The organism is Myxococcus sp. CA039A (genome assembly GCF_013336645.1).
GTDB classification, from domain to species: Bacteria; Myxococcota; Myxococcia; order Myxococcales; family Myxococcaceae; genus Myxococcus; species Myxococcus llanfairpwllgwyngyllgogerychwyrndrobwllllantysiliogogogochensis.
Window position 1 is genome coordinate 1 of record NZ_JABUMQ010000219.1, and the last position, 19,035, is coordinate 19,035.

The window sequence follows — 19,035 nt, forward strand, 5'->3', positions numbered from 1 at the left end:
GTCGCCGCCCCCTCCGAGCCCCCCAAGCCGGACGAGGCGCGCCACGCCCAGCAGATCGAGCAGCGCTTCGCCGACATCCAGGCCCGCCGCGACCACTTCTACGTGCTGGGCGTTTCCCAGGACTCAACGAGGGATCAGGTCAAGGCCGCCTTCCTCAGCCTGGCCAAGGTCTTCCACCCGGACCGCCTGCCGCCGACGCTGCCGCACCTCGCGCAGAAGATCACCTCCGTCTTCGAGGGCATCCGCGAGGCGTACGAGGTCCTCTACGACGATGCCCGCCGCAAGGCCTACATCCAGACGCTCCAGGCCCAGCAGTCGATGCCCAAGGCGCCCCAGTCCGGAGGCTCGTCGTCCCGCCCCGCGCCGGGCCGGCCGGAGAGCAGCCCCGACGACCTCTACAAGATGGGCGAGGTCTACTTCCGCAAGCGCGACTTCACCACCGCGTCGGACCACTACGAGCGCGCCTACGCGCTGGACCCCAAGGCGACCTACCTGGCCGCGCGCGCCTGGGCCATCTACATGGACCCCGCGCGCAAGGCGGACATGGCCAAGGCCAAGCAGATGATGGCGGATGCGGTCCGCACCGACCCGAACTGTGACCGTGCCCACTACCAGCTGGGCGTCATCGCCCGCGTGGAGGGCGACATGGACCGGGCCGAGCGCTACTTCCGGGACGCGGTCCGCTCCAACTCCAAGCACCTGGAGGCGAATCAGGAGCTGCGGCTGATCGACATGCGGAAGAAGAACCCACCCAAGAAGGGGGGATTCTTCCGCTGAGGCCGCCTCTGGCGCCCCAAGTCCTACCCCGGCGGATGGGAGCCTCTGCCGGGGGCTCGCGCTACCCTCCAGGGACTGCTCGCACCCCCTGGTTGAACGGGGGGCAGCCAGCTTCCCCGCCGCTCCAACCCATTGACATGCCTGGAAAGCGGGCAGGATGCTCCCCCGCGCCGGGCACTTCCGCGAATCGTCCTCCGTGATGAAAGGCAAGTAACGTGGCCAAGCAGCACCTGCTCCTGGTGGATGGGGACGCGAAGAGTCTTCGCGTGATGGAGGTCAGCCTGAAGAAGGCCGGCTTCTCCGTGACGACGGCCATCCACGGCAAGGACGCCATCGAGAAGGTGCAGATCAGCCCACCGGATCTGGTGCTCGCGGACACCAAGATGCCGGAGATGGACGGCTTCGAGCTGTGCAAGGCGCTCAAGTCGGATGAGCGCTTCAAGTTCATCCCGTTCGTCTTCCTGACGAGTCAGAAGTCGGTCGAGTTCAAGGTGCGCGGCCTGGAGCTTGGCGGCGACGACTACCTGACCAAGCCGATCTACATCAAAGAGATCGTCACCCGCGTGAAGATGATCCTCCAGAAGGCGGAGAAGGAGAGGATCGAAAAGCGGGAGACGACGAAGGGTGGCTTCGCCGGCAGCCTCGCCGACATGGGCGTGGTGGACCTGGTCCAGACGTTCGAGATTGGCCGCAAGACGGGCGTCATCTCCATCCAGGGCGAGCGCACCGGCACCGTCTACTTCAAGGAAGGTCGCGTCATCGACGCGGAGCTGGGCCGGCTCAAGGGCGAGAACGCCTTCTACCGGCTGCTCAACACCTTCGAGGGCCAGTTCGACGTCCAGTTCACCTCGCTGGACCGGCCCGAGCGCATCGAGATCTCCACGCAGGGCCTGTTGATGGAGGGCATGCGGCGCCTCGACGAGTGGGGGCGAATGCTCGAGCAGCTGCCTCCGCTGGAGACGGTGTTCGAGATCGACTACCACCAGCTCGCCGACCGCCTCTCGGAGATTCCGGACGAGGTGAACGGGCTGTTGCGCCTGTTCGACGGCAAGCGCGCGCTGAGCCGCGTGGTGGAGGACTCGGACTTCGAGGACCTGGCCGCGCTGGGCATCATCAGCAAGCTGTACTTCGAGGGGCTCATCCGCGAGCTGGGCAACGCGCCGCTGGAGCCGGTGCAGAGCACCAAGCCCGGCATCGAGCAGTGGCTCAACGCGGCCCCGCCGCCGAGCGCCCCCGTGGAGCCCGCGCCGCAGGCCCCCGTCGCCGCGCCCGTGGAGCCGGAGCCGCCCGCCGTCGTCGCGCACGTAGAGCCGGAGCCGCCCGCCGTGCGCGCCATGCCGCACAGCGTGCTCGCGCCGCCCGCGGGAGTGGAGGAGGAGCCCGTCACGGCCCCGCCCGAGGAGCACTTCGCTCCCGCGCCGGCGGTGCCCGCCAACGTCGTCGTCTTCCACGCGCGCCCCAAGCGCCAGGGCCCGGCATACGAAGACCCGGCGGATGCGGATGGCGAAGCGCCCACGCTGCCGCCCGTGGTGGCGGAAGGCTCGTCCTTCCTCGTTGAGCCGCCGCCGGCCCACCGCGCCGTGGAGCATGCGCATCGCAGCCTGCTGCTCGACTGGAGCCGAGTGGACACGGAGGGCATCAGCGCGCCCACGACCTGGGGACCGGGCTCGGTGTGGTCGCCGGGCCCGCGAGGCTTCGGAACAAACGGGGGTTCCTCGGCGCACGCCCTGTCATCGAGCGCTCCCGCCGTGGAGCCCGCGCCCGCGCCGCGCGCCCCCATCTTCGGTGGGGCGGCGGTGGGGCCCAATCCCTTCCCGCCCGTTCCGCCTCCGACGCCCGCGCCTCCGTCTTCCGAGGTGACGCTGGTGAGCGGCGGTGAGTCCTCGACCGTCGACGTCGACACCATCGCGGAGGTCGAGGAAGTCCCCGCGTCCGCGCCGCCGCAGCTCGCGCTTCCTCCGTACCCGGGGCACGGTGTTCCCGAGCGCCCCGTCGTCGCGCCCGTCATCCCCGAGGAGCCGCCGACGCCGTCCGCGCCGCCTCCGGCCCTGGTCACCCCGGTGACGCCGACGCCCGTCATCACCGCCGCTGCGTCGCCCACGCCGTCCGTGACACCGTCGAGTCCTGCTTCCTCGGACTCCGACGTGGCTCCCGTTCGCCCCAAGCGCACGGGGCTCTACGTCGCGGGGGCGCTGGCCCTCATCGGCGCGGTGGCGGCGGTGGTCGTCATCGGAGGTCGAGGCGAGAAGCCGCAGGACACGCCGCCTCCCGAGCCGCCGAAGGTGGGGACCGTCCAGACGCCTCCTCCGTCCCAGGGCTCGGACGTCGTTCCGCCCGTGCCCACCGAGGCCGACTCGGGCACCCCCGTCGTCGAGGCGCCCGCCGCCGCGACGGATTCCGGCACCCCCGTCGTCGAGGCGCCCGCTACCGCGACGGATTCCGGCACGCTCGTTGTCGAGACGCCCGTGGCCGCCGGGCCGGACGCGGGCACCGCCGTGGTGGAGGCGCCGCCCGCGGTGGCCGACTCCGGCACGCCCCCTCCTCCCGCCGTGGACCCCGAGGTGGAGTACGCGGGGCTCATCAAGCAGGCTCGGTCCGCCACCGTCGGAAGTCGCTACAAGTCCGCGGCGGCGTTCTACCGCAAGGCGCTGCTCTTCAAGCCGGGCTCCACCGAGGCGAAGGCGGGACTGGGCATCGCCCTGGTCAACGGCTTCGAGTCGGACGCGGCCTTCCGCGAGGCCACGAAGCTGCTGATAGAGGTCGTGCGCGATGACGAGCGGAACTCGCGCGCCTGGCTGTCGCTGGGCATGGCCTACCAGTCCATCGGGAAGAATTCCCAGGCGGCCGACGCCTACAAGAAGTATTTGATGCTGGAACCCTCGGGGGCATCCGCCAACGAGGCCCGCGCGATGCTCAAGATGCTCGGCAACTGAGTGGGCGGCGGACCTCCCGGTACCTTCCCCGTCCTGCTGGAAGTGAAGTGAGTCGCCTTGCTCGTCCTCGGCCTGGAAACCTCCTGTGATGAGACCGCCGCCGCCGTCGTGGAGGACGGGCGGCGGGTGCTGTCGGACGTCGTCTCCACCCAGGTGGACATCCACCGGCGCTGGGGCGGCGTGGTGCCGGAGCTGGCCTCCCGCAACCACATCGTCCAGGTGATGCCGGTCATCCACGAGGCCCTGACGCGCGCCCAGAAGACGCTCGACGACGTGGACCTCATCGCCGTCACCTCCGGCCCGGGCCTCATCGGCGCGCTGCTGGTGGGACTCCAGGTGGCCAAGGGGTTGAGCCTCGCCACCGGCAAGCCCTTCGTCGGCGCCAATCACCTGGAGGGCCACCTGCTGGCCATCCGCTTGCTCGAGGATGCACCGGAGCCGCCGTTCCTCGGCCTCGTCGTCTCGGGCGGACACACCAGCCTCTACGACGTTCAGGCGTTCGGCCACTACAAGCTGGTGGGCAGCACGCGCGATGACGCCGCGGGCGAGGCGTACGACAAGACGGCGCGCATCCTCGGGTTGCCGTACCCGGGGGGACAGCCCATCGACGAGCTCGCGAAGAAGGGTGACCCGGCGGCCATCCGCTTCCCACGCGCGCTGCCGGGGGACAACTTCGACGTGTCCTTCTCCGGGTTGAAGACGGCGGTGCTCCACCACGTGCAGAAGCACGGCGTGCCCCAGGGACAGGCGCTGAACGACTTGTGCGCTTCGTTCCAGGAGGCGGTGGCGGACGTGCTGTCGAAGAAGCTGGTGGCCGCCGCGCGTCGGCTGGGCCACCGGAACCTCGTGCTGTGCGGAGGCGTGGCGGCCAACTCGCGCCTGAGGGCGCTGTGTCAGCAGCGCGCCGAGGAGCGGGGGCTGCGCATGTCCCTGCCGCCGGTGCGGTTGTGCACGGACAATGGCGCGATGATCGCCGTCGCGGGGTATGAGGCCTGGCGCCGCGGTCTGCGCGGAGACTTCCGTCTGGCGGCTGACCCCGCCTGGCGCATGTGAGCAAGGACACCCGGTTGGAATCGCCCAGAGACATCCTCAAGCGCCATGGCCTGCGCGCGAAGTACAGCTGGGGCCAGAACTTCCTCGGAGACGAGGAGGCCCTCGAGGCCATCGCGGACGCGCTGAACCTGCGCCCGGGTGAGCCCGTCGTCGAGCTGGGGCCCGGTCTGGGCCACCTCACCCGCTTCCTCGCCGCCACCGGTGCGCTCGTCACCGCGGTGGAGCGGGACAGGGACATGGTGACGGTGCTGGAGAAGGAGGCCATCCCCGGGGTGCGCGTGGTGGCGGGCAACGCCGCCACCGTGGACTTCGCCGAGGTCGCCGGAGCCCCCGAGGTCGCCGTCGCCGGCAACCTCCCGTATCACCTCACCAGCTCCATCCTCTTTCGCGTGCTGGAGCAGCGAGCCCGTGTCTCGCGCGCCGTCTTCACGCTGCAGAAGGAAGTGGTGGAGCGGCTCGCCGCCGAGCCCGGCACGCGCGAGTACGGCCTGCTCACCGTGCTGCTCGGGCTGCACTTCGACGCGGAGAATGTCCTCACGTTGGAGGCGTGGCGTTTCCATCCGCCGCCGAAGGTGGACTCCGCGGTGCTGTCACTCACGCGCCGCAAGACGCCGCGCGCGCCCATCATCGACGAGGCGCGCTTCACCCGCGTGGTGAAGGCGTCGTTCGCCCAGCGCCGCAAGACGCTGCTCAACTCGCTCAAGTCCGACAAGTCGCTCGGCACACCCGCGGTGATGCTGGCCGCGCTGGAGACGGCGGGAATCGACCCGATGCGCCGCGCGGAGACGCTCGCGCCGGAGGAGTTCGCCGCGATAGAGCGCGCGCTCGGCCCCGTGGCTCCGGGCACGGTGACGCCCAAGGTGGACCTGTCCGACGAGGGTGGGGCGGAGGAGTAGGGGAGGGGCGGGCACTCGCCCGCCTGCCTGACTACCTGCAGCGCGTTCCGAGGGCCTGGAGCAGCCCGCCCTGTTGCTCCAGGAACGCGCGAAACTCCGCCTCCGGGATTCGCATGCGGGCCAGCACGTCGCGGAGGATTTCCTCCACGGTGCCGTCCTTGCGCCGCTTCAGCTCCAGGGCCGTCTTCAACAGCACCACGCCGTAGAGCGGGTCTGCTTCCACGGGAGGCTGCTCTGCCGGTGCCTTGGGCGCGGCGCTCTGGCGGGCCTCTTCGAGCCGCACCACCGTCTTCGCCCGCTGCCTTCCACTCATGACTGAAGGGCACCCCGCGCACACACCATGGAATCGGCGCGACCGTAAGGGGATGCCCCCCACAGCGTCAAGCGAGCGCTGGGGGTTCCCGTCATCGCCCAGGCCGTGGAAAATTGCCGATCCATCCGGCCATGTTGTGTTATCCGCGCCCCCACGCGAGGCCCCGCGTCCTCGTCAGAGGCGGGCATGGGCCGCACCGCGCATTCCGGGTCGGGAGGCCTCGGCGGATGGACTACCGGTACATCGTGGTCGAGGGGCCCATTGGCGTCGGAAAGACGAGCCTCTCCAACATCCTCTCGGAGCGGCTGAGCGCGCGGCGCGTCCTTGAAGTCGTGGAGGAGAACCCCTTCCTCTCCAACTTCTATACGGACCGGCAGAAGTTCGGGTTCCAGACGCAGATCTTCTTCCTCCTGTCGCGCTTCCGGCAGCAGCAGGAGCTGTTCCAGCAGGACCTCTTCCGCTCCGTCACGGTCAGCGACTACCTGTTCGCCAAGGACCGCATCTTCGCCCACCTCAACCTGGACGCCCACGAGCTGGCCCTCTACGAGCGCGTCTTCGAGGCGCTCGGGCCTCGCGTCACCAAGCCCGACGTCGTCGTCTACCTCCAGGCCCGCCTGGACGTGTTGCTCCAGCGCATCAAGAAGCGGGGCCGCGAGTTCGAACGCAAGTTCGACCCCACGTACCTGGAGGGCCTCGTCCACGCGTACAACAACTTCTTCTTCCACTACACGGAGACGCCGCTCCTCGTGGTGGATACGTCGGATATTGATTTCGTGAATAACGAGGCGGACCGGGAAGACCTGCTCGCCGCCATCCGGAAGGCGAAGCCGGGGACGCAGCACTACCTCCCCAAGGCATCCCGGCGGCCCTGATTTCGGGCTCCTGGTGGGTTGCCCGCTGATGAAGTCCCACGGGCGCCCTGGGGGCGTTAGACTGCTGGGGCCGACTTCGTGGCTTCCGGCGATCCCTTCCTGGGACGGCGAGGGGCAGCGAAGCGGCTTGAGCCGTATCCACCCTCACCCATCAGGAGGTGAACCGTGAAGGACAAGGTCACCATCCATTCGCTGAAGCGCTTCAAGCAGATCGGCCAGAAGATCTGCATGGTCACCGCTTACGACGCCACGTTCGCCCACATCCTGGACCAATCGGGTGCGGACGTATTGCTCGTCGGTGACTCGCTGGGCATGGTCGTCCAGGGACATGACTCCACGCTGCCCGTGACGATGGACCAGATGGTCTACCACTCGGCGGCCGTCACCCGGGGCGCCAGGAGGGCGCACGTGGTGGGAGATCTGCCCTTCTTGAGCTACCAGGTCTCCGCGCACGAGGCCGTCCGCAACGCGGGCCGGCTGGTGACGGAAGGCGGCGTGGGCAGCGTGAAGCTGGAGGGTGGCGCCGAGTTCGCGGACGTCGTCCGCGCCATCGTCCGCGCCAGCATCCCCGTCATGGGGCACCTGGGGCTGACGCCTCAGTCGGTCCACAAGATGGGCGGCTATGTCGTCCAGGGCCGTGACGAGGAGCAGGCGCGCAAGATTCTCGACGACGCGCTCGCCCTGGAGGCCGCTGGCGCCTACGCGCTGGTGCTGGAGGGCGTGCCGCTGGAGCTGGCGCGCACGATTACGCAGAGCCTGAGCATCCCCACCATCGGCATTGGCGCGGGACGTTATTGCGACGGACAGGTGCTCGTCTGTTACGACCTCTTGGGAATGAACCCGGACTTCAAGCCCAAGTTCGTCAAGCGCTACGCCAACCTGCACGGCTCCATCACCGAGGCCGCCGGCGCGTTCTTCACGGAGATCCGCCAGGGCGCGTTCCCGGACGAGGACCACTCGTTCAAGGCGAGCAAGAGCATCCGCCTGGTGGCCCCCGCGGCCCTGGGCACGGGCAAGGTCCTCGAGGGTGAGGTCGCATCTCCCGCCGAGGGTGAGGAGAAGGTCGGCCCCGTCTACGGGATTCCGGTCTAGCCATGGCGCCCGCCGTCCTCCGCACCGTGGATGAAGTGAAGACGTGGGCGGCGGGGCTGCGCCGTGAGGGGCGCCGGCTCGCGCTGGTGCCCACCATGGGTTTCTTGCACGAAGGGCACCTCTCGCTCATCCGCGAGGGGCGCCGTCGCGCCGACGTGGTGGCCGTCTCCATCTTCGTCAATCCCACCCAGTTCGGTCCCCGTGAGGACCTCTCGCGTTATCCCCGCGACTTCGACGGCGACCTGTCCAAGTGTGGCGAAGCGGGCGCCGACGTCGTCTTCGCGCCCGTGCCCGAGGCCATGTACCCGCCCGGCTATGAGACCTACGTCGAGGTGACGGAGGTCAGCCAGGGGCTGTGTGGCGCCCGCCGCCCGGGGCATTTCCGGGGCGTGGCCACCATCGTCACCCAGTTGCTGGCGCTCTTCCGGCCCGAAGCGGCCTTGTTCGGGGAGAAGGACTACCAGCAGCTGCAAGTCATCCGGGCGCTCAACAGGGACTTGCACCTGGGCGCGGACATCGTCGGGATGCCGACGGTTCGCGAGCCCGACGGGCTGGCGATGAGCAGCCGAAATGCCTACCTGTCCTCCGAGGAGCGGCAGCGAGCGCTGTCCCTGTCGCGAGGCCTCCGGGCCGCGCTGACGCTGCTTCAGGGCGGCAGGCGGGATGCGGAGGCGCTGACGGGCGCCGTCCGGCATGAGCTGTCGTCCGCCGGGCTGCGCGAGGACTACGTGGAGCTGGTGGACGCCCAGCGACTCACGCCGCTTGCGTCGGTGGCCCCCGGACAGGCTGCTCGGCTGCTGGTGGCGGCCTTCAGCGGCAATACACGCCTCATCGACAACATGGCGCTTGGCGGTTAGGAGACCCAGGACACGTATGGCATCGGGTGGAAAGTCGAAGGGGCCGGCTGGCGGCGAGCAGGGAATCAAGGTCGTCGCCGAGAACCGGCGTGCGCGCTTCGACTACACCGTGGACGAAAAGGTGGAAGCCGGTCTGGAGCTGACGGGAAGCGAGGTGAAGTCGCTGCGACAAGGAGAGGCCAACCTCTCGGACGCGTACGCCCTGCCCAAGGGCAGTGAGCTGTTCTTGCTCAATGCCCACATCGGTTCCTACAAGTCCGCCAGTGTGTTCGACCATCTGCCCACGCGCGGCCGGAAGCTGCTGATGCACCGGGCGGAGATTGACCGGTGGACCACCAAGGTGCGGGAGCGTGGTTATTCCATCATCCCGCTTGTGCTGTATTTCAAGCAGGGGCGCGCCAAGGTGGAGCTGGGGCTCTGTCGGGGCAAGACACACGAAGACAGACGCCACGATATCAAGGAACGGGAGACGAAGCGGGAGATGGACCGGGCCGTGCGCCGTCGTTGAGCGCGCCCGCATTTCTCTCCGCCGTACACCGGATGGACGACACGAAGGATTTGGACAAGAAGGAGCGGCTGCTCGCCTCGCTGGACCAGGGGATGGTGATGATCCACCTGGACGCGCGAAGGCCGGGCGTGCTCGTTCCCGCATCACTCCGGGGAGAGGCCCATCTGCGCCTCAACCTTTCGTACCGCTTCGACCCACCGGACCTCACGGTGGGCGAGTGGGGTGTGCGTTGCACGTTGAGTTTCTCGGGCTCGCGCTTCACGGTGGCGGTGCCGTGGTCGGCGCTGTTCGCCATCGCCAGCCACGTGACGAAGGAGTCGTGGATGTACATGGAGGACATGCCGCCAGAGCTGCTTCAGCAGCCCGCCGCCGCGCGTCCTCCGCCGCAGCCGCTCCCCGTCCCCGTGGCCGCCGAGCGTCCGCGCACCTTCCTGCGCGAAGTGCCCACCGAGCCCGTGGATGAGGTGGCGCCATCGCCTCCGCCTCCGTCGGAAGTCCCGCCGCCCGAAGGGCCGAAGGACGACTCGCCTCCGCCGCGTCGGAGTCATCTGCGTCTGGTGAAGTGAGCGAACCTTGTGGGCCACGCGACACGGCGTGGCCCGCGCGGGGTGATGCTCCTCAGCGCTGCAGCTTCACTTCGAGCTGCGCGGCCTTGGCTCCGGGGAAGGTGCCCTTCCAGGTGCGGTAGCCCTTGTGGCGTACCTGCACGGAGACGGGGCCCGCCGGATACAGGTTGTCGAGCGCGAGGGGCGTCGTCCCCACGGGCTTGTCGTCCACCAGCACCGTCGCACCCGAGGGCTCGCTCATGAGCATGAGCACGGGCGCGGCCATGGGCTGATTCACGCTGGCCAGGAGTCGCCCCGTGAGTTGGGTGCGGTGGGGCCAGAGCCACACGCTGCCGCCCACCGCCGCCGCGAGGCCCACGAGCGCGATGACATATCGACCCCAGCGTTTCGGGACGCTGGAGGCGGGCACCGCGTCAAAGGTGCTCTCCGGACGCGGAGCGCGTTCTTCCAGCTCCAGGGCCTCCGGGCCCGCGCGAAGCACGCTCGGCGCCGAGGGCCTGCGCGGTGCGCCTTCGATGCTGTCGGCGAGGGACTGCGTGCCGGAGGCCGCCTCTCGAAGAACAGGTTGCGGCGGGGGACGCCGCGCGGAGGCGGCAGATACTCCGACCACGGCGCTGCCTTGAGGCCCCGGAGGTGTCGTCCCGTAGAGCTTCGTCTTGGCGACCGGTGCAGGCGGCGCGGCGACGTTTCCGGGCGAAGGGCCACGAGCGGGGGGTGGAGCGTGGCTCCCCTTCGAATGGCTGGGAGCGCCCTGAGACGCGGGCGCGTGCGAGGACTCATCCCCGAAGGAGGGAAATGCATCCGCCGCGAGAAACCCGGAGCCATGCTCGTCCGGAGTCGAGAACGCGCCCGGGGCCGGTGGTGCGAGCCGTGCGGCACAGACGGCGCAGGGCGCGCGAGGCGCGGACAACGGTGAGCCACAGCGAACACAGCGGTGGATGAGCCGTCCACTTGAGCTCAGCTCGATACCCGCCAGCTCCGAGGACTCGTCCGCCTCCGACGAGAAGGGAGGCGCTTCCGGAGCGAGCGACATCGACGGGGCAGCTTCCGAAGACACGTCGCTGGCTGTTGCGCCCTGCTCCTTCAGCGTGGGGGGCAAGGGCAGCGTGGACAGGAAGGCGGTGAGGGCATGCGCGGTCGCGGGTTCACCCGACCGGGCGAGCCACCGCGCGAGCACCTCTGCCACGGCCTCCGGCGAGGCAAAGCGAGCCTCGGGCGCGCGGGCCATCATGCGCTGCACCGCGGCGGCGAGCGGCGCGGGCACGTCCGGTGGTAGCGGCGGCACCTCCCGCGAGACGATGGCCACCGCGACGGAGCCCGGTTGCGACGTGGCCGCGAAGGGATGCGCGCCGGTGAGCAGCTCATGGAAGACGATGCCCAGGGAGAACTGGTCGCTCAGCGCGGTGGCGGGCTCTCCCTGGAGGACCTCGGGGGCGCTGTAGGCTTCCTTGCCCTTGAAGAGCCCCGGTTCGGTGAAGGACGCACCGTTGAACCGCGCGATGCCGAAGTCCGTCACCTTCACCTCGCCCTCGCGGGACACGAGGATGTTGGACGGAGACACGTCCCGGTGCGCCACCAACAGTGGACGACCCTCGTGGAGCTTGCGGTAGGCGTGGTGCAGGCCCGCGAGCGCCTGGAGCGTGACGAAGGCCGCGAGGTGCGGAGGAAAGCGCTGTCGCTGCCGCGCGGCGAGGCGCAGCAACACGCCCAAATCCCACCCGTCCACCAGCTCCATCACCAGGAAGAGGCCCGAGGGACTCTCGCCCACGTCGAACACGGTGGCGATGTTCTGGTGCTGCAACTGTGTGGCGAGTCGGGCCTCGGCCAGGAACATCCGCGCGATGTCGGGCTCCTGGGCCAGGTGCGGGAGGATCCGCTTGATTGCGACGGTGCGCTCGAAGCCCTCCGCGCCCCGGGCCACGCCGAGGAACAGCTCCGCCATGCCTCCGGAGGCCAGGGGCCTGACGAGCCGATAGCGTTCGTTCACGGCGGGCTCTCCGGGGCAGTCGCTCTCAGGCGGTGGGGGGCTGGGTGAGGTCGCGCAGCAGCTTCCAGGGGTAGATGCCGGTGGTGTGGCCATCGCTGAAGGCGAAGGTCAGCGCGTAGTTGCCCACCGGGTGAACCTGCTTGACGCGCAGGTCCGCGGGCACCTTGGTCTGGTCCAGCGTGCGCTGGTTCGTCCACTCGTCCACGCAGCCAGCGCAGGGGCACTGCTGACGCAGCGCCTGTGCGGAGACGCCCGATTTCGTGCCGTCGTCCCACGTCAGCTCCAGGTGGGAGCCGTCGGGTGACAGGCGGGCGTCCGTCGCGGTGGCGGAGGGAGTCGAGGGTTTGATGCGGTCCCAGAAGCTCAACGTTGCACCTTTCGAAATCTCAACAGCGGTGCGCCCTCCCTAGCATCCTTCCGGGTCGGGGGGCGCGCGACTCACGAGGCGAGCTTGACGGGCAGCCGGTGGCCTTCCAGCCGCACGCCCTTCTTGGCCACCACCCGTTGCAGGGCCGCCACCACCTGCGGGTCCAGCTGCGCGCCGGTGAGGCTGTCGAGAATCTCCATCGCCTTCTCCAGCGGCATGGCCTTCTGGTACGGGCGGGTGGAGGTGCAGGCGTCGAAGGTGTCCGCGCAGGCGACGATGCGGGCCAGCAGGGGAATGTCGTCGCCCCGGAGCTTGTCGGGATAGCCCGTGCCGTCCCATCGCTCGTGGTGGTGGCGCACGCACGCGCGCACCGCGCCCAGGAAGCTCACCGGGCCGATGATGGCGTCGCCGATGGCCGGGTGCTCGCGCATGATGGCCATCTCCTGGTCCGTCAGCTTCGTCTGCTTGCAGAGGATGGACTCGACGATGCCAATCTTGCCGATGTCGTGGAGGATGCCGCCGTACTGGAGCTGTCGCAGCTCGCGCTCGGTGAGGTTCAGCTCCCGGCCAATCTCCACTGACAGGTCGCCCACCCGCTGGCTGTGGCCGCGCGTGTACGCGTCCTTGGAGTCGATGGAGTTGGCCAGCGCGACGATGGTCTCGAGATAGCCCTTCTCCAGGCTCTCGTAGAGGCCGCGGTTCTCCATGTCGTACGCGAGCAGCTGCTTGCTCATGTAGTTGAACGTCTGGGCCAGCTCGCCCACCTCGTTCTTCTGCGGAATCTTCACCTCCACGCCGAACTTCCCGCGCGCCAGCTCCAGGGCGCCGTCGGTGAAGACCTTCAGGGGGCGCGTGAGGTTGCGCGAGAAGAGGGCCGCCATCACCAGGGCGACGAGGATGGCCGCGCCCAGCCCCAGGAGGATGCGGCGCTCCATCGTCTCCACCTGGCGATAGGCGTGCTCCACCGGCTGCTCGGAGACGATGGCCCAGCCCGTCTCGGGCAGCACGGTGTATGCCGCCACCACCGCGTCGCGGCCCTCGCCGAAGTTGCCCACGTGGAACAGCTCCGCGTCGGGCGTGCTGGCCAACTGCCGCAGCAGGTGCGCCACGGGGCTGCGCTGGGAGACATCTCCGCCCAGTGCCGCCACGCCGCCTCCGCCGACGACGAGGTGGCCGCGATGGTCCGACAGGTACGCGAAGCCCGTGCTGCCCACGCGCTCCTGCTCCAGCATCTGTCGCAGGCCCGCCAGGGACAGGTCCGCGGTGATGAAGCCCTTCACCGGTTCGCCCACGGGGAACGCCAGCGTCACCACCGGCCCACCGCCGCCGGTCGCCACCACGTCGGAGTAGCGAGGCCCCTCCATGCCGCCCTCGAGCAGCGCGCGACCGCGCTCCTCGTGCGAGGCGAGCGCGGTGGGCGGCACGTCGTGACGCGAGAAGGCCTGGAGTCCGGGGAGTCGCTTCCCATCCGGGCCGAAGACGGTGAGGGCCAGCACTTCGCGTCGCTGAGAGAGCACCGAGGCCAGGTGCGTCTGCTGTGCTTCCAGGGGCAAGCCGAAGAAGTCCGGAACGCGGGCCAGGCCCATGACGGCCTCGGTGGGCTCGCCCAGGAAGATTTCGGCCTTGAGGCGCAGCTGCTTCACGCGCTCCTGCGCCAGCTCCTGCGCGTCGCGCACCAGCAGCTCGCGGGTATGTGTGACGGACAGCCACCCCACCATCAGCGTGGGGACGATGCTCACCACGAGCATCAACAGGAGGATGGCTTTGAACAGGCGCACGGGGCGACTCCTCCAGGGACTACTGCCACTGGCCCTTCTGGACTTCGAGTTTGAGTCGCTCGGGGACGAGCTCGAACCGACGGACCACCGACGGCTCGGACCGGCCCGAGGCGCCCACCGCCCGCACCGTCCACCAGTAACGCCCCGCGGGCAGCACTGGCAGCTTCAGCTCCGGCGACGTGGCCGTCTGCGTGACGACGGCCGCGCCCTGCGTGTCTCGGGCGACTTCGACCTCATAACGCTCCACGCCCGTCACCGCCGCCCACGTCAGCTTCACCGGACCCAGGTGTCCCTTCGCGTCCGCGCGTCGCTTCAGCACCGCGCCCTGTTCGGGCTGCTCGGGCTGGGGGGGCGCGAGCGGCGTGGCAGGGACTACGGGAGGTCGTCCCTTCTCCACGAGCACGGTTTCACCTGGGGCGACGGGCCGCGTGACGCCCTCGGCCTCCACGCGGACGGGGGGGCCTCGGGTGACGCTGACGGTGGTGGTGCCCGCGTCCGGCTCCACGTGCACGCTGAAGGTGGAAGGGTGGGGCGCTCGCCCCCCTGACACCATCGTCCCGGCCGCGTTGGCCGCCTCGGACGCCTGCGCATAACGCGCGGTGCGGAAGTAGACCTCGGCTTCACTCAGCCGTGCCTCCGCTTCCGGCAGGACTCCGGTGCCCTTCGCCTGTGCGACGAGGGTGCGCGCCGTCTCCAGGGCCTTGAGGGCCAGCCCCCGCTCCTGACCGGGGAGCTTCAGCCGCGTGCCCGGCGCGACGGCATCCGAGGACAGGCTGTTGAGGGCGCGCAGCTCCGCGGTGGCGTTCGCGTCTCCGAGCACGCGCTCGGCCACTTCCCGCAGGGACTCCTGGGGGCCCACCACGGTGGTGTCCGGGGGCGCGGCGCTCAGCCACGCGAGCAGGAGCAGTGCCGTCTTCATTGGAAGACAATCTCCCTTCCTGCCTGGATGGTGGCCGCGGGCGTGTTGACGGAGAGCGACTGCGTGGAGGGGCGCTCCAGCTCCGCGTCGATGCGGCCTCGCAGCACCGTCAGGTCCGTGCGCGGACGGCCCGGCCTCGGACGCGTCTCCGCGATTCCAATGAGCGAGTCACCGCCCAGGTGCACCATGCTCCCGTTGCCGCTGAAGACGAGGTCCGCGCCCGCGCCCGCCTCGGTGCGCACCTTGTCGTTCTCGAACAAGGGGACGCCGTCGCTGGCGGTGCTCCACTCGTCGGCGATGGAGCGTTTGATTTGGACGTTCCCTTTCAACCCTCGCAGGTGCGCGCGGGGCACGGGCGCCGGAGTCGTGGACGTCGTGGGCACGGCGGGCGCGTCCTCGGCGGTGCAGCCGAGCGGCGAAGCCGGGAGCGCGAGCGCGAGCAGCATGGGAAGCCAACGTCGACCATTCACGAGAAGGGGACCGTCCGGAAATCAGGTTCCCCCAGGCTAGTCCAATCGGCGGTGTCGCAGGCAGGGGAGGTCGCGACGGATGCGCGCTTGGAGTTCCAGGTCCACCGGCGCGACGGCCAGGCCCTCGCCCTCCGACGCCCTCGCCGTCACCAACCCCCAGGGGTCCACCACCATGGCGTGGCCATACGTCTGCCGTTGCGCCGAATGCCTGCCGCCCTGGGCGGGCGCCAGCACGTACGCCTGGTTTTCGATGGCGCGCGCCCGCAGCAGCACCTCCCAGTGGTCCTTGCCCGTCATCATCGTGAAGGCCGCCGGAACCGCCAGCAGCGTCGCCCCGTCCTTGGACAGCCGGCGGTACAGTTCAGGGAATCTCAAATCATAGCAAACCGAGAGCCCCAGCCGACCCACCTCCGTGTCCGCCGCGACGACCTCCGTCCCCGGCGCCACCGCCGCGGACTCCTGATAGGTCGCACCATCCCCCACCTCGACGTCGAACAGGTGCATCTTCCGGTAGACGGCCCGCCGCTCGCCATCCGGGCCGAAGAGGACGCTGGTGTTGTAGAGCCGCCCGCCAGGGGCGCCGGTCTCCAGGACGCTGCCCGCCAGGAGCGTCACCTTCCGCTCGCGCGCCAGCTCCGCCATCCGGGCGAGGGTGGGGCCATCCAGGCCCTCCGCCGCGCCCTGCCTTTCTGGCTCGGGTCCCATCCAGGAGAAGTTCTCTGGCAGTCCCACCAGGCGGGCGCCCAGGTCGCAGGCGCGCCGGACGAGCCGGGTGGCGACTTCCACGTTGTGGGCCTTGTCCGCGGTGGACACCATCTGGGCGGCGGCGATGAGGTGCATGGGCGCGTTATAACGCCCGCCCGGCACGCGGAACCCCTGGGAATTCCTTGCCCTGTTGGCCAGGTTTCACGGGACCCGAGAGGGAGCGTCCTTCCTTTACACCCCGCTGGGGCGTGTGTTACGGACGCGCCCGACATTTTTCGATGTGCACCTCGAAAAGTGGGCCGCCGTGCCCGCTTTTCGCGTTTTTGGAGCCTGGTTTCCCAGTTATGTCGGAGAAGAACCTCAAGCAGACGGTGGAGGAACGGGCCCTTTCGGTGCTCGAGCCCCTCGTTGCGGGCGAGGGCCTGGAGCTCGTGGACCTGGAGTTCATCCGGGAACGCGAGGGCTGGGTGTTGCGGCTCTTCATCGACAAGCCAGGGGGCCGGGTGGGACTGGACGAGTGCAGTCAGGTGTCCCGCGCGGTGGACCCGGTGCTGGACGTGGAGGACTTCATTCCCCACGAGTACAGCCTGGAGGTCTCCAGCCCCGGGGTGGACCGGCCGTTGAGGAAGCCGACCCACTTCGCGCAAGTTCAGGGGCAGAAGGTGAAAGTGAAGACGTTCGGGCCGGTGGGCGAGCCGCCGCGAAAGAGCTTCACTGGCACGCTGACCGGGGTGGCGGGCGACAGTATCTCGGTGGAGGTGGAAGGTGCCGGAACCTTCCACATCCTCTTCAAGGACATCGCCAAGGCGAACCTGGAGTTCGAGTTCTAGACGTCGACATACAGGGCACCCTGCCGCGCGGGGGGCCCGTGGACCCATTCAGGAGAAGACAATGCCTACGCAACAAGCCAACCCGACCGTCAACCTCAACCTTGTCCTGGACCAGGTCGCCAAGGACAAGGGCATCGACCGGGCTGTGCTGATTGCCACCCTCGAGGATGCGATGAAGACCGCGGCCAAGAAGCACTTTGGCCAGGACCGCAACCTCGAGGCCAAGTACGACGCGGACAAGGGCGTGGTGGAGCTGTTCCAGGCCATCACCGTGGTCGAGGAGATCACCGACCCGGTTCAAGCGGTCAATCAGATCAACCTGACCGAGTCGCACAAGAAGGGCATGGAAGTGGAGCCCGGCGACGAGCTCGTCTTCCAGATCTTCTACCGGGACGAGGACGCCAACGAGGCCAAGGCCCAGGACGACCAGTACGGCGACATCCTCCGGCTGAAGACCTTCCGCCGCGGCTTCGGCCGCATCGCCGCGCAGACGGCCAAGCAGGTCATCCTGCAGCGCACGCGGGACGCGGAGCGCGAGAACGTCTTCAACGAGTACAAGGACCGCAAGAACGAGATCGTCACCGGCATCGCCCGCCGGTTCGAGCGCGGCAACATCATCGTGGACCTGGGCCGCGCCGAGGCCGTGCTGCCGGTGCGCGAGCAGGTCCCGCGAGAGACGTACCGCCCCGGCGACCGCGTCCAGGCCTACGTGCTGGACGTGCTGCGCGAGTCCAAGGGCCCGCAGATCGTCCTCAGCCGCGCCTCCGTGAACCTGCTCACCAAGCTGTTCGAGATGGAGGTGCCCGAAATCGCCGAGGGCATCGTCGTCATCGAGGCGGCCGCGCGTGAGCCGGGTGGCCGCGCGAAGATCGCCGTCTCCAGCCGCGACTCGGACGTGGACCCGGTGGGCGCGTGCGTGGGCATGAAGGGCAGCCGCGTGCAGGCGGTGGTGCAGGAGCTGCGCGGGGAGAAGATCGACATCGTCCCGTACGATGAAGACCCGGCGCGCTTCGTGTGCTCGGCGCTGGCGCCCGCGGAGGTCAGCCGCGTCATCATCGACGAGGCCAACCACGCCATGGAGCTCATCGTCCCGGACGACCAGCTCAGCCTGGCCATTGGCCGGCGCGGACAGAACGTGCGCCTGGCGGCCCAGCTGACGGGCTGGAAGCTGGACATCAACAGCGAGAGCCGCGTGCGCGAGATGCGCGAGTTCGCCAGTCGCTCGCTGGGTGCGCTGCCGGGCGTCAACGAGATGCTGGTGGAGACGCTCTACGCCCACGGCTTCCGGCAGGCCCGGGACGTGGCGGAGGCCAACGCGGAGATGCTGGCGCAGATCCCCGGTGTGGACCCCGCCCGTGTCCCCTCCATGCAGGAGGAGGCCCGCAGGCGCATGGTGGAAGACCAGGCGGAGCTGTCCCGCATGGATTATGAAAGGGAGCAGGCCCGGCTGGCCGAGGCGCGCCGCCACCCCGACGAGCTGTCCCAGACCGAGCGCATGGCTCGCGTGCGCGGCGTTGGCGAGAAGACCATCGAACAGCTCGTGGCGTCCGGCTACCGCACGGTGGAGGACATCGCCAACGAGAAGGACCTGGCGAAGCTGGGCGACGTTCCGGGTGTGGGCATCAAGAAGGCCCGCCAGCTCAAGAGCGCGGCGGAAAACTACCTCGTGGAGGAGGCCAAGCTGCGCACGGAGCTGAACGCCGAGCGCGGTATTACGACGGCGACCCTGGACGGTGGCGCGGAAGCCACCAAGTCGCCGTAAGCTAGGAAGAGTGAAGAGGAGAGGGGATGTGGGGCGCCCAGCAGGTCGCTTGGTACCAGCGGAGCAGAGCGCGCGGTCAGGCCCGGTCCGGATGTGCGTCGGATGCGGGTCCAAGCGACCGCAGGCGGAGCTCACCCGGTTCGTGATAGGGCCTGGGGGCGCTGTCGTGGTGGACAGGGAGCGGCGGCTGCCCGGACGGGGCGCCTACCTGTGCGGTGTCGGTTGTATGACGGCAGCGCTGAAGCGGAAGGCGTTTGGTCGGGCCTTTCGCGGGAAGGCGGGGTTGGTAGACCCGTCGCAGCTCGGGTAGGCATAGGAGCCTGCGCCATGAGGGCGGAGGGGTGTTGGGG

Annotated in this window: 19 protein-coding genes; 12 read left to right on the forward strand and 7 right to left on the reverse strand. The window is 69.3% G+C overall.

Annotated elements, in window-relative coordinates; all coding sequences use genetic code 11:
- From HR086_RS30715 to rsmA, 4 genes are all read left to right on the forward strand, one after another.
- The coding region (locus HR086_RS30715) for a J domain-containing protein (protein ID WP_174467418.1) at window positions 1–777 on the forward strand (777 nt) is incomplete at its 5' end.
- A gap of 215 nt (window positions 778–992) precedes the next feature.
- Entirely contained in the window at window positions 993–3,710 is a 2,718-nt protein-coding gene (locus HR086_RS30720; RefSeq protein ID WP_174464359.1) for a response regulator, read from the forward strand.
- Window positions 3,711–3,767: 57 nt separating this feature from the next.
- On the forward strand, window positions 3,768–4,763 hold the full coding sequence (gene tsaD / locus HR086_RS30725; RefSeq protein ID WP_174467419.1) for a tRNA (adenosine(37)-N6)-threonylcarbamoyltransferase complex transferase subunit TsaD: 996 nt from the start codon (window positions 3,768–3,770) through the stop codon (window positions 4,761–4,763).
- 14 nt (window positions 4,764–4,777) lie between these two features.
- Window positions 4,778–5,659, forward strand: a complete 882-nt coding sequence (gene rsmA / locus HR086_RS30730; protein ID WP_174458123.1) for a 16S rRNA (adenine(1518)-N(6)/adenine(1519)-N(6))-dimethyltransferase RsmA — start codon at window positions 4,778–4,780, stop codon at window positions 5,657–5,659.
- A 31-nt stretch (window positions 5,660–5,690) separates the two neighbouring features.
- On the opposite strand, the gene HR086_RS30735 is transcribed toward rsmA, so the two are convergent.
- Window positions 5,691–5,972 (reverse strand): hypothetical protein, encoded by a 282-nt coding sequence (locus HR086_RS30735; RefSeq protein WP_141647303.1) that lies wholly within the window; start codon window positions 5,970–5,972, stop codon window positions 5,691–5,693.
- A gap of 227 nt (window positions 5,973–6,199) precedes the next feature.
- On the opposite strand from HR086_RS30735, the gene HR086_RS30740 reads away from it, so the two are divergent.
- The 5 genes from HR086_RS30740 to HR086_RS30760 all read left to right on the forward strand — a co-directional run bounded on the left by HR086_RS30740 (window position 6,200) and on the right by HR086_RS30760 (window position 9,867).
- Window positions 6,200–6,844, forward strand: coding sequence for a deoxynucleoside kinase (locus HR086_RS30740; RefSeq protein ID WP_174458122.1), 645 nt, complete (start codon window positions 6,200–6,202; stop codon window positions 6,842–6,844).
- Between the two features lie 165 nt (window positions 6,845–7,009).
- Window positions 7,010–7,936, forward strand: a complete 927-nt coding sequence (gene panB / locus HR086_RS30745) for a 3-methyl-2-oxobutanoate hydroxymethyltransferase (RefSeq protein ID WP_174467420.1) — start codon at window positions 7,010–7,012, stop codon at window positions 7,934–7,936.
- Between the two features lie 2 nt (window positions 7,937–7,938).
- Window positions 7,939–8,793 (forward strand): pantoate--beta-alanine ligase, encoded by an 855-nt coding sequence (gene panC / locus HR086_RS30750; protein WP_174467421.1) that lies wholly within the window; start codon window positions 7,939–7,941, stop codon window positions 8,791–8,793.
- Between the two features lie 16 nt (window positions 8,794–8,809).
- Entirely contained in the window at window positions 8,810–9,301 is a 492-nt protein-coding gene (smpB, locus tag HR086_RS30755; RefSeq protein WP_141647299.1) for an SsrA-binding protein SmpB, read from the forward strand.
- Between the two features lie 32 nt (window positions 9,302–9,333).
- The gene (locus HR086_RS30760; protein WP_174467422.1) at window positions 9,334–9,867 is read left to right on the forward strand and encodes a ClpXP protease specificity-enhancing factor SspB; all 534 of its coding nucleotides are present in this window, start codon (window positions 9,334–9,336) and stop codon (window positions 9,865–9,867) included.
- Window positions 9,868–9,919: 52 nt separating this feature from the next.
- On the opposite strand, the gene HR086_RS30765 is transcribed toward HR086_RS30760, so the two are convergent.
- From HR086_RS30765 to HR086_RS30790, 6 genes are all read right to left on the reverse strand, one after another.
- On the reverse strand, window positions 9,920–11,854 hold the full coding sequence (locus HR086_RS30765) for a protein kinase (RefSeq protein ID WP_174467423.1): 1,935 nt from the start codon (window positions 11,852–11,854) through the stop codon (window positions 9,920–9,922).
- 25 nt (window positions 11,855–11,879) lie between these two features.
- Window positions 11,880–12,221 carry a DUF971 domain-containing protein gene (locus tag HR086_RS30770; RefSeq protein WP_174464353.1) on the reverse strand — a complete coding sequence of 114 codons (342 nt, stop codon included), beginning with the start codon at window positions 12,219–12,221 and terminating at the stop codon, window positions 11,880–11,882.
- A gap of 71 nt (window positions 12,222–12,292) precedes the next feature.
- The gene (locus HR086_RS30775) at window positions 12,293–13,999 is read right to left on the reverse strand and encodes an HD domain-containing phosphohydrolase (RefSeq protein WP_174458118.1); all 1,707 of its coding nucleotides are present in this window, start codon (window positions 13,997–13,999) and stop codon (window positions 12,293–12,295) included.
- 19 nt (window positions 14,000–14,018) lie between these two features.
- Window positions 14,019–14,918, reverse strand: a complete 900-nt coding sequence (locus tag HR086_RS30780) for a peptidoglycan-binding protein LysM (protein ID WP_174458117.1) — start codon at window positions 14,916–14,918, stop codon at window positions 14,019–14,021.
- Window positions 14,915–15,364 (reverse strand): FecR family protein, encoded by a 450-nt coding sequence (locus HR086_RS30785; RefSeq protein ID WP_141647293.1) that lies wholly within the window; start codon window positions 15,362–15,364, stop codon window positions 14,915–14,917. The genes HR086_RS30780 and HR086_RS30785 overlap by 4 nt, the downstream gene beginning before the upstream one ends.
- Window positions 15,365–15,424: 60 nt before the next feature.
- A complete protein-coding gene (locus tag HR086_RS30790) occupies window positions 15,425–16,228 on the reverse strand; it encodes a carbon-nitrogen hydrolase family protein (protein WP_174464352.1) in 804 nt (267 codons plus the stop codon).
- 209 nt (window positions 16,229–16,437) lie between these two features.
- On the opposite strand from HR086_RS30790, the gene rimP reads away from it, so the two are divergent.
- The 3 genes from rimP to HR086_RS30805 all read left to right on the forward strand — a co-directional run bounded on the left by rimP (window position 16,438) and on the right by HR086_RS30805 (window position 18,995).
- Entirely contained in the window at window positions 16,438–16,923 is a 486-nt protein-coding gene (rimP, locus tag HR086_RS30795) for a ribosome maturation factor RimP (protein ID WP_141647291.1), read from the forward strand.
- 61 nt (window positions 16,924–16,984) lie between these two features.
- Window positions 16,985–18,685 carry a transcription termination factor NusA gene (gene nusA, locus HR086_RS30800; RefSeq protein WP_141647290.1) on the forward strand — a complete coding sequence of 567 codons (1,701 nt, stop codon included), beginning with the start codon at window positions 16,985–16,987 and terminating at the stop codon, window positions 18,683–18,685.
- Between the two features lie 91 nt (window positions 18,686–18,776).
- Window positions 18,777–18,995: a YlxR family RNase P modulator gene (locus HR086_RS30805; protein ID WP_246137650.1), complete on the forward strand. Its 219-nt coding sequence runs from the start codon at window positions 18,777–18,779 to the stop codon at window positions 18,993–18,995.
- Window positions 18,996–19,035: the final 40 nt, after the last annotated feature.

Excerpts from the sequence above, each read along its gene's own strand:
- HR086_RS30785 (WP_141647293.1), bottom strand. The coding sequence starts at position 15,364 with ATGCTGCTCGCGCTCGCGCTCCCGGCTTCGCCGCTCGGCTGCACCGCC.
- smpB (WP_141647299.1), top strand. The coding sequence starts at position 8,810 with ATGGCATCGGGTGGAAAGTCGAAGGGGCCGGCTGGCGGCGAGCAGGGA.
- nusA (WP_141647290.1), top strand. The coding sequence starts at position 16,985 with ATGCCTACGCAACAAGCCAACCCGACCGTCAACCTCAACCTTGTCCTG.
- rimP (WP_141647291.1), top strand. The coding sequence starts at position 16,438 with ATGTCGGAGAAGAACCTCAAGCAGACGGTGGAGGAACGGGCCCTTTCG.
- panC (WP_174467421.1), top strand. The coding sequence starts at position 7,939 with ATGGCGCCCGCCGTCCTCCGCACCGTGGATGAAGTGAAGACGTGGGCG.
- HR086_RS30780 (WP_174458117.1), bottom strand. The coding sequence starts at position 14,918 with ATGAAGACGGCACTGCTCCTGCTCGCGTGGCTGAGCGCCGCGCCCCCG.
- HR086_RS30790 (WP_174464352.1), bottom strand. The coding sequence starts at position 16,228 with ATGCACCTCATCGCCGCCGCCCAGATGGTGTCCACCGCGGACAAGGCC.
- HR086_RS30740 (WP_174458122.1), top strand. The coding sequence starts at position 6,200 with ATGGACTACCGGTACATCGTGGTCGAGGGGCCCATTGGCGTCGGAAAG.
- HR086_RS30805 (WP_246137650.1), top strand. The coding sequence starts at position 18,777 with ATGTGCGTCGGATGCGGGTCCAAGCGACCGCAGGCGGAGCTCACCCGG.
- HR086_RS30760 (WP_174467422.1), top strand. The coding sequence starts at position 9,334 with ATGGACGACACGAAGGATTTGGACAAGAAGGAGCGGCTGCTCGCCTCG.
- HR086_RS30735 (WP_141647303.1), bottom strand. The coding sequence starts at position 5,972 with ATGAGTGGAAGGCAGCGGGCGAAGACGGTGGTGCGGCTCGAAGAGGCC.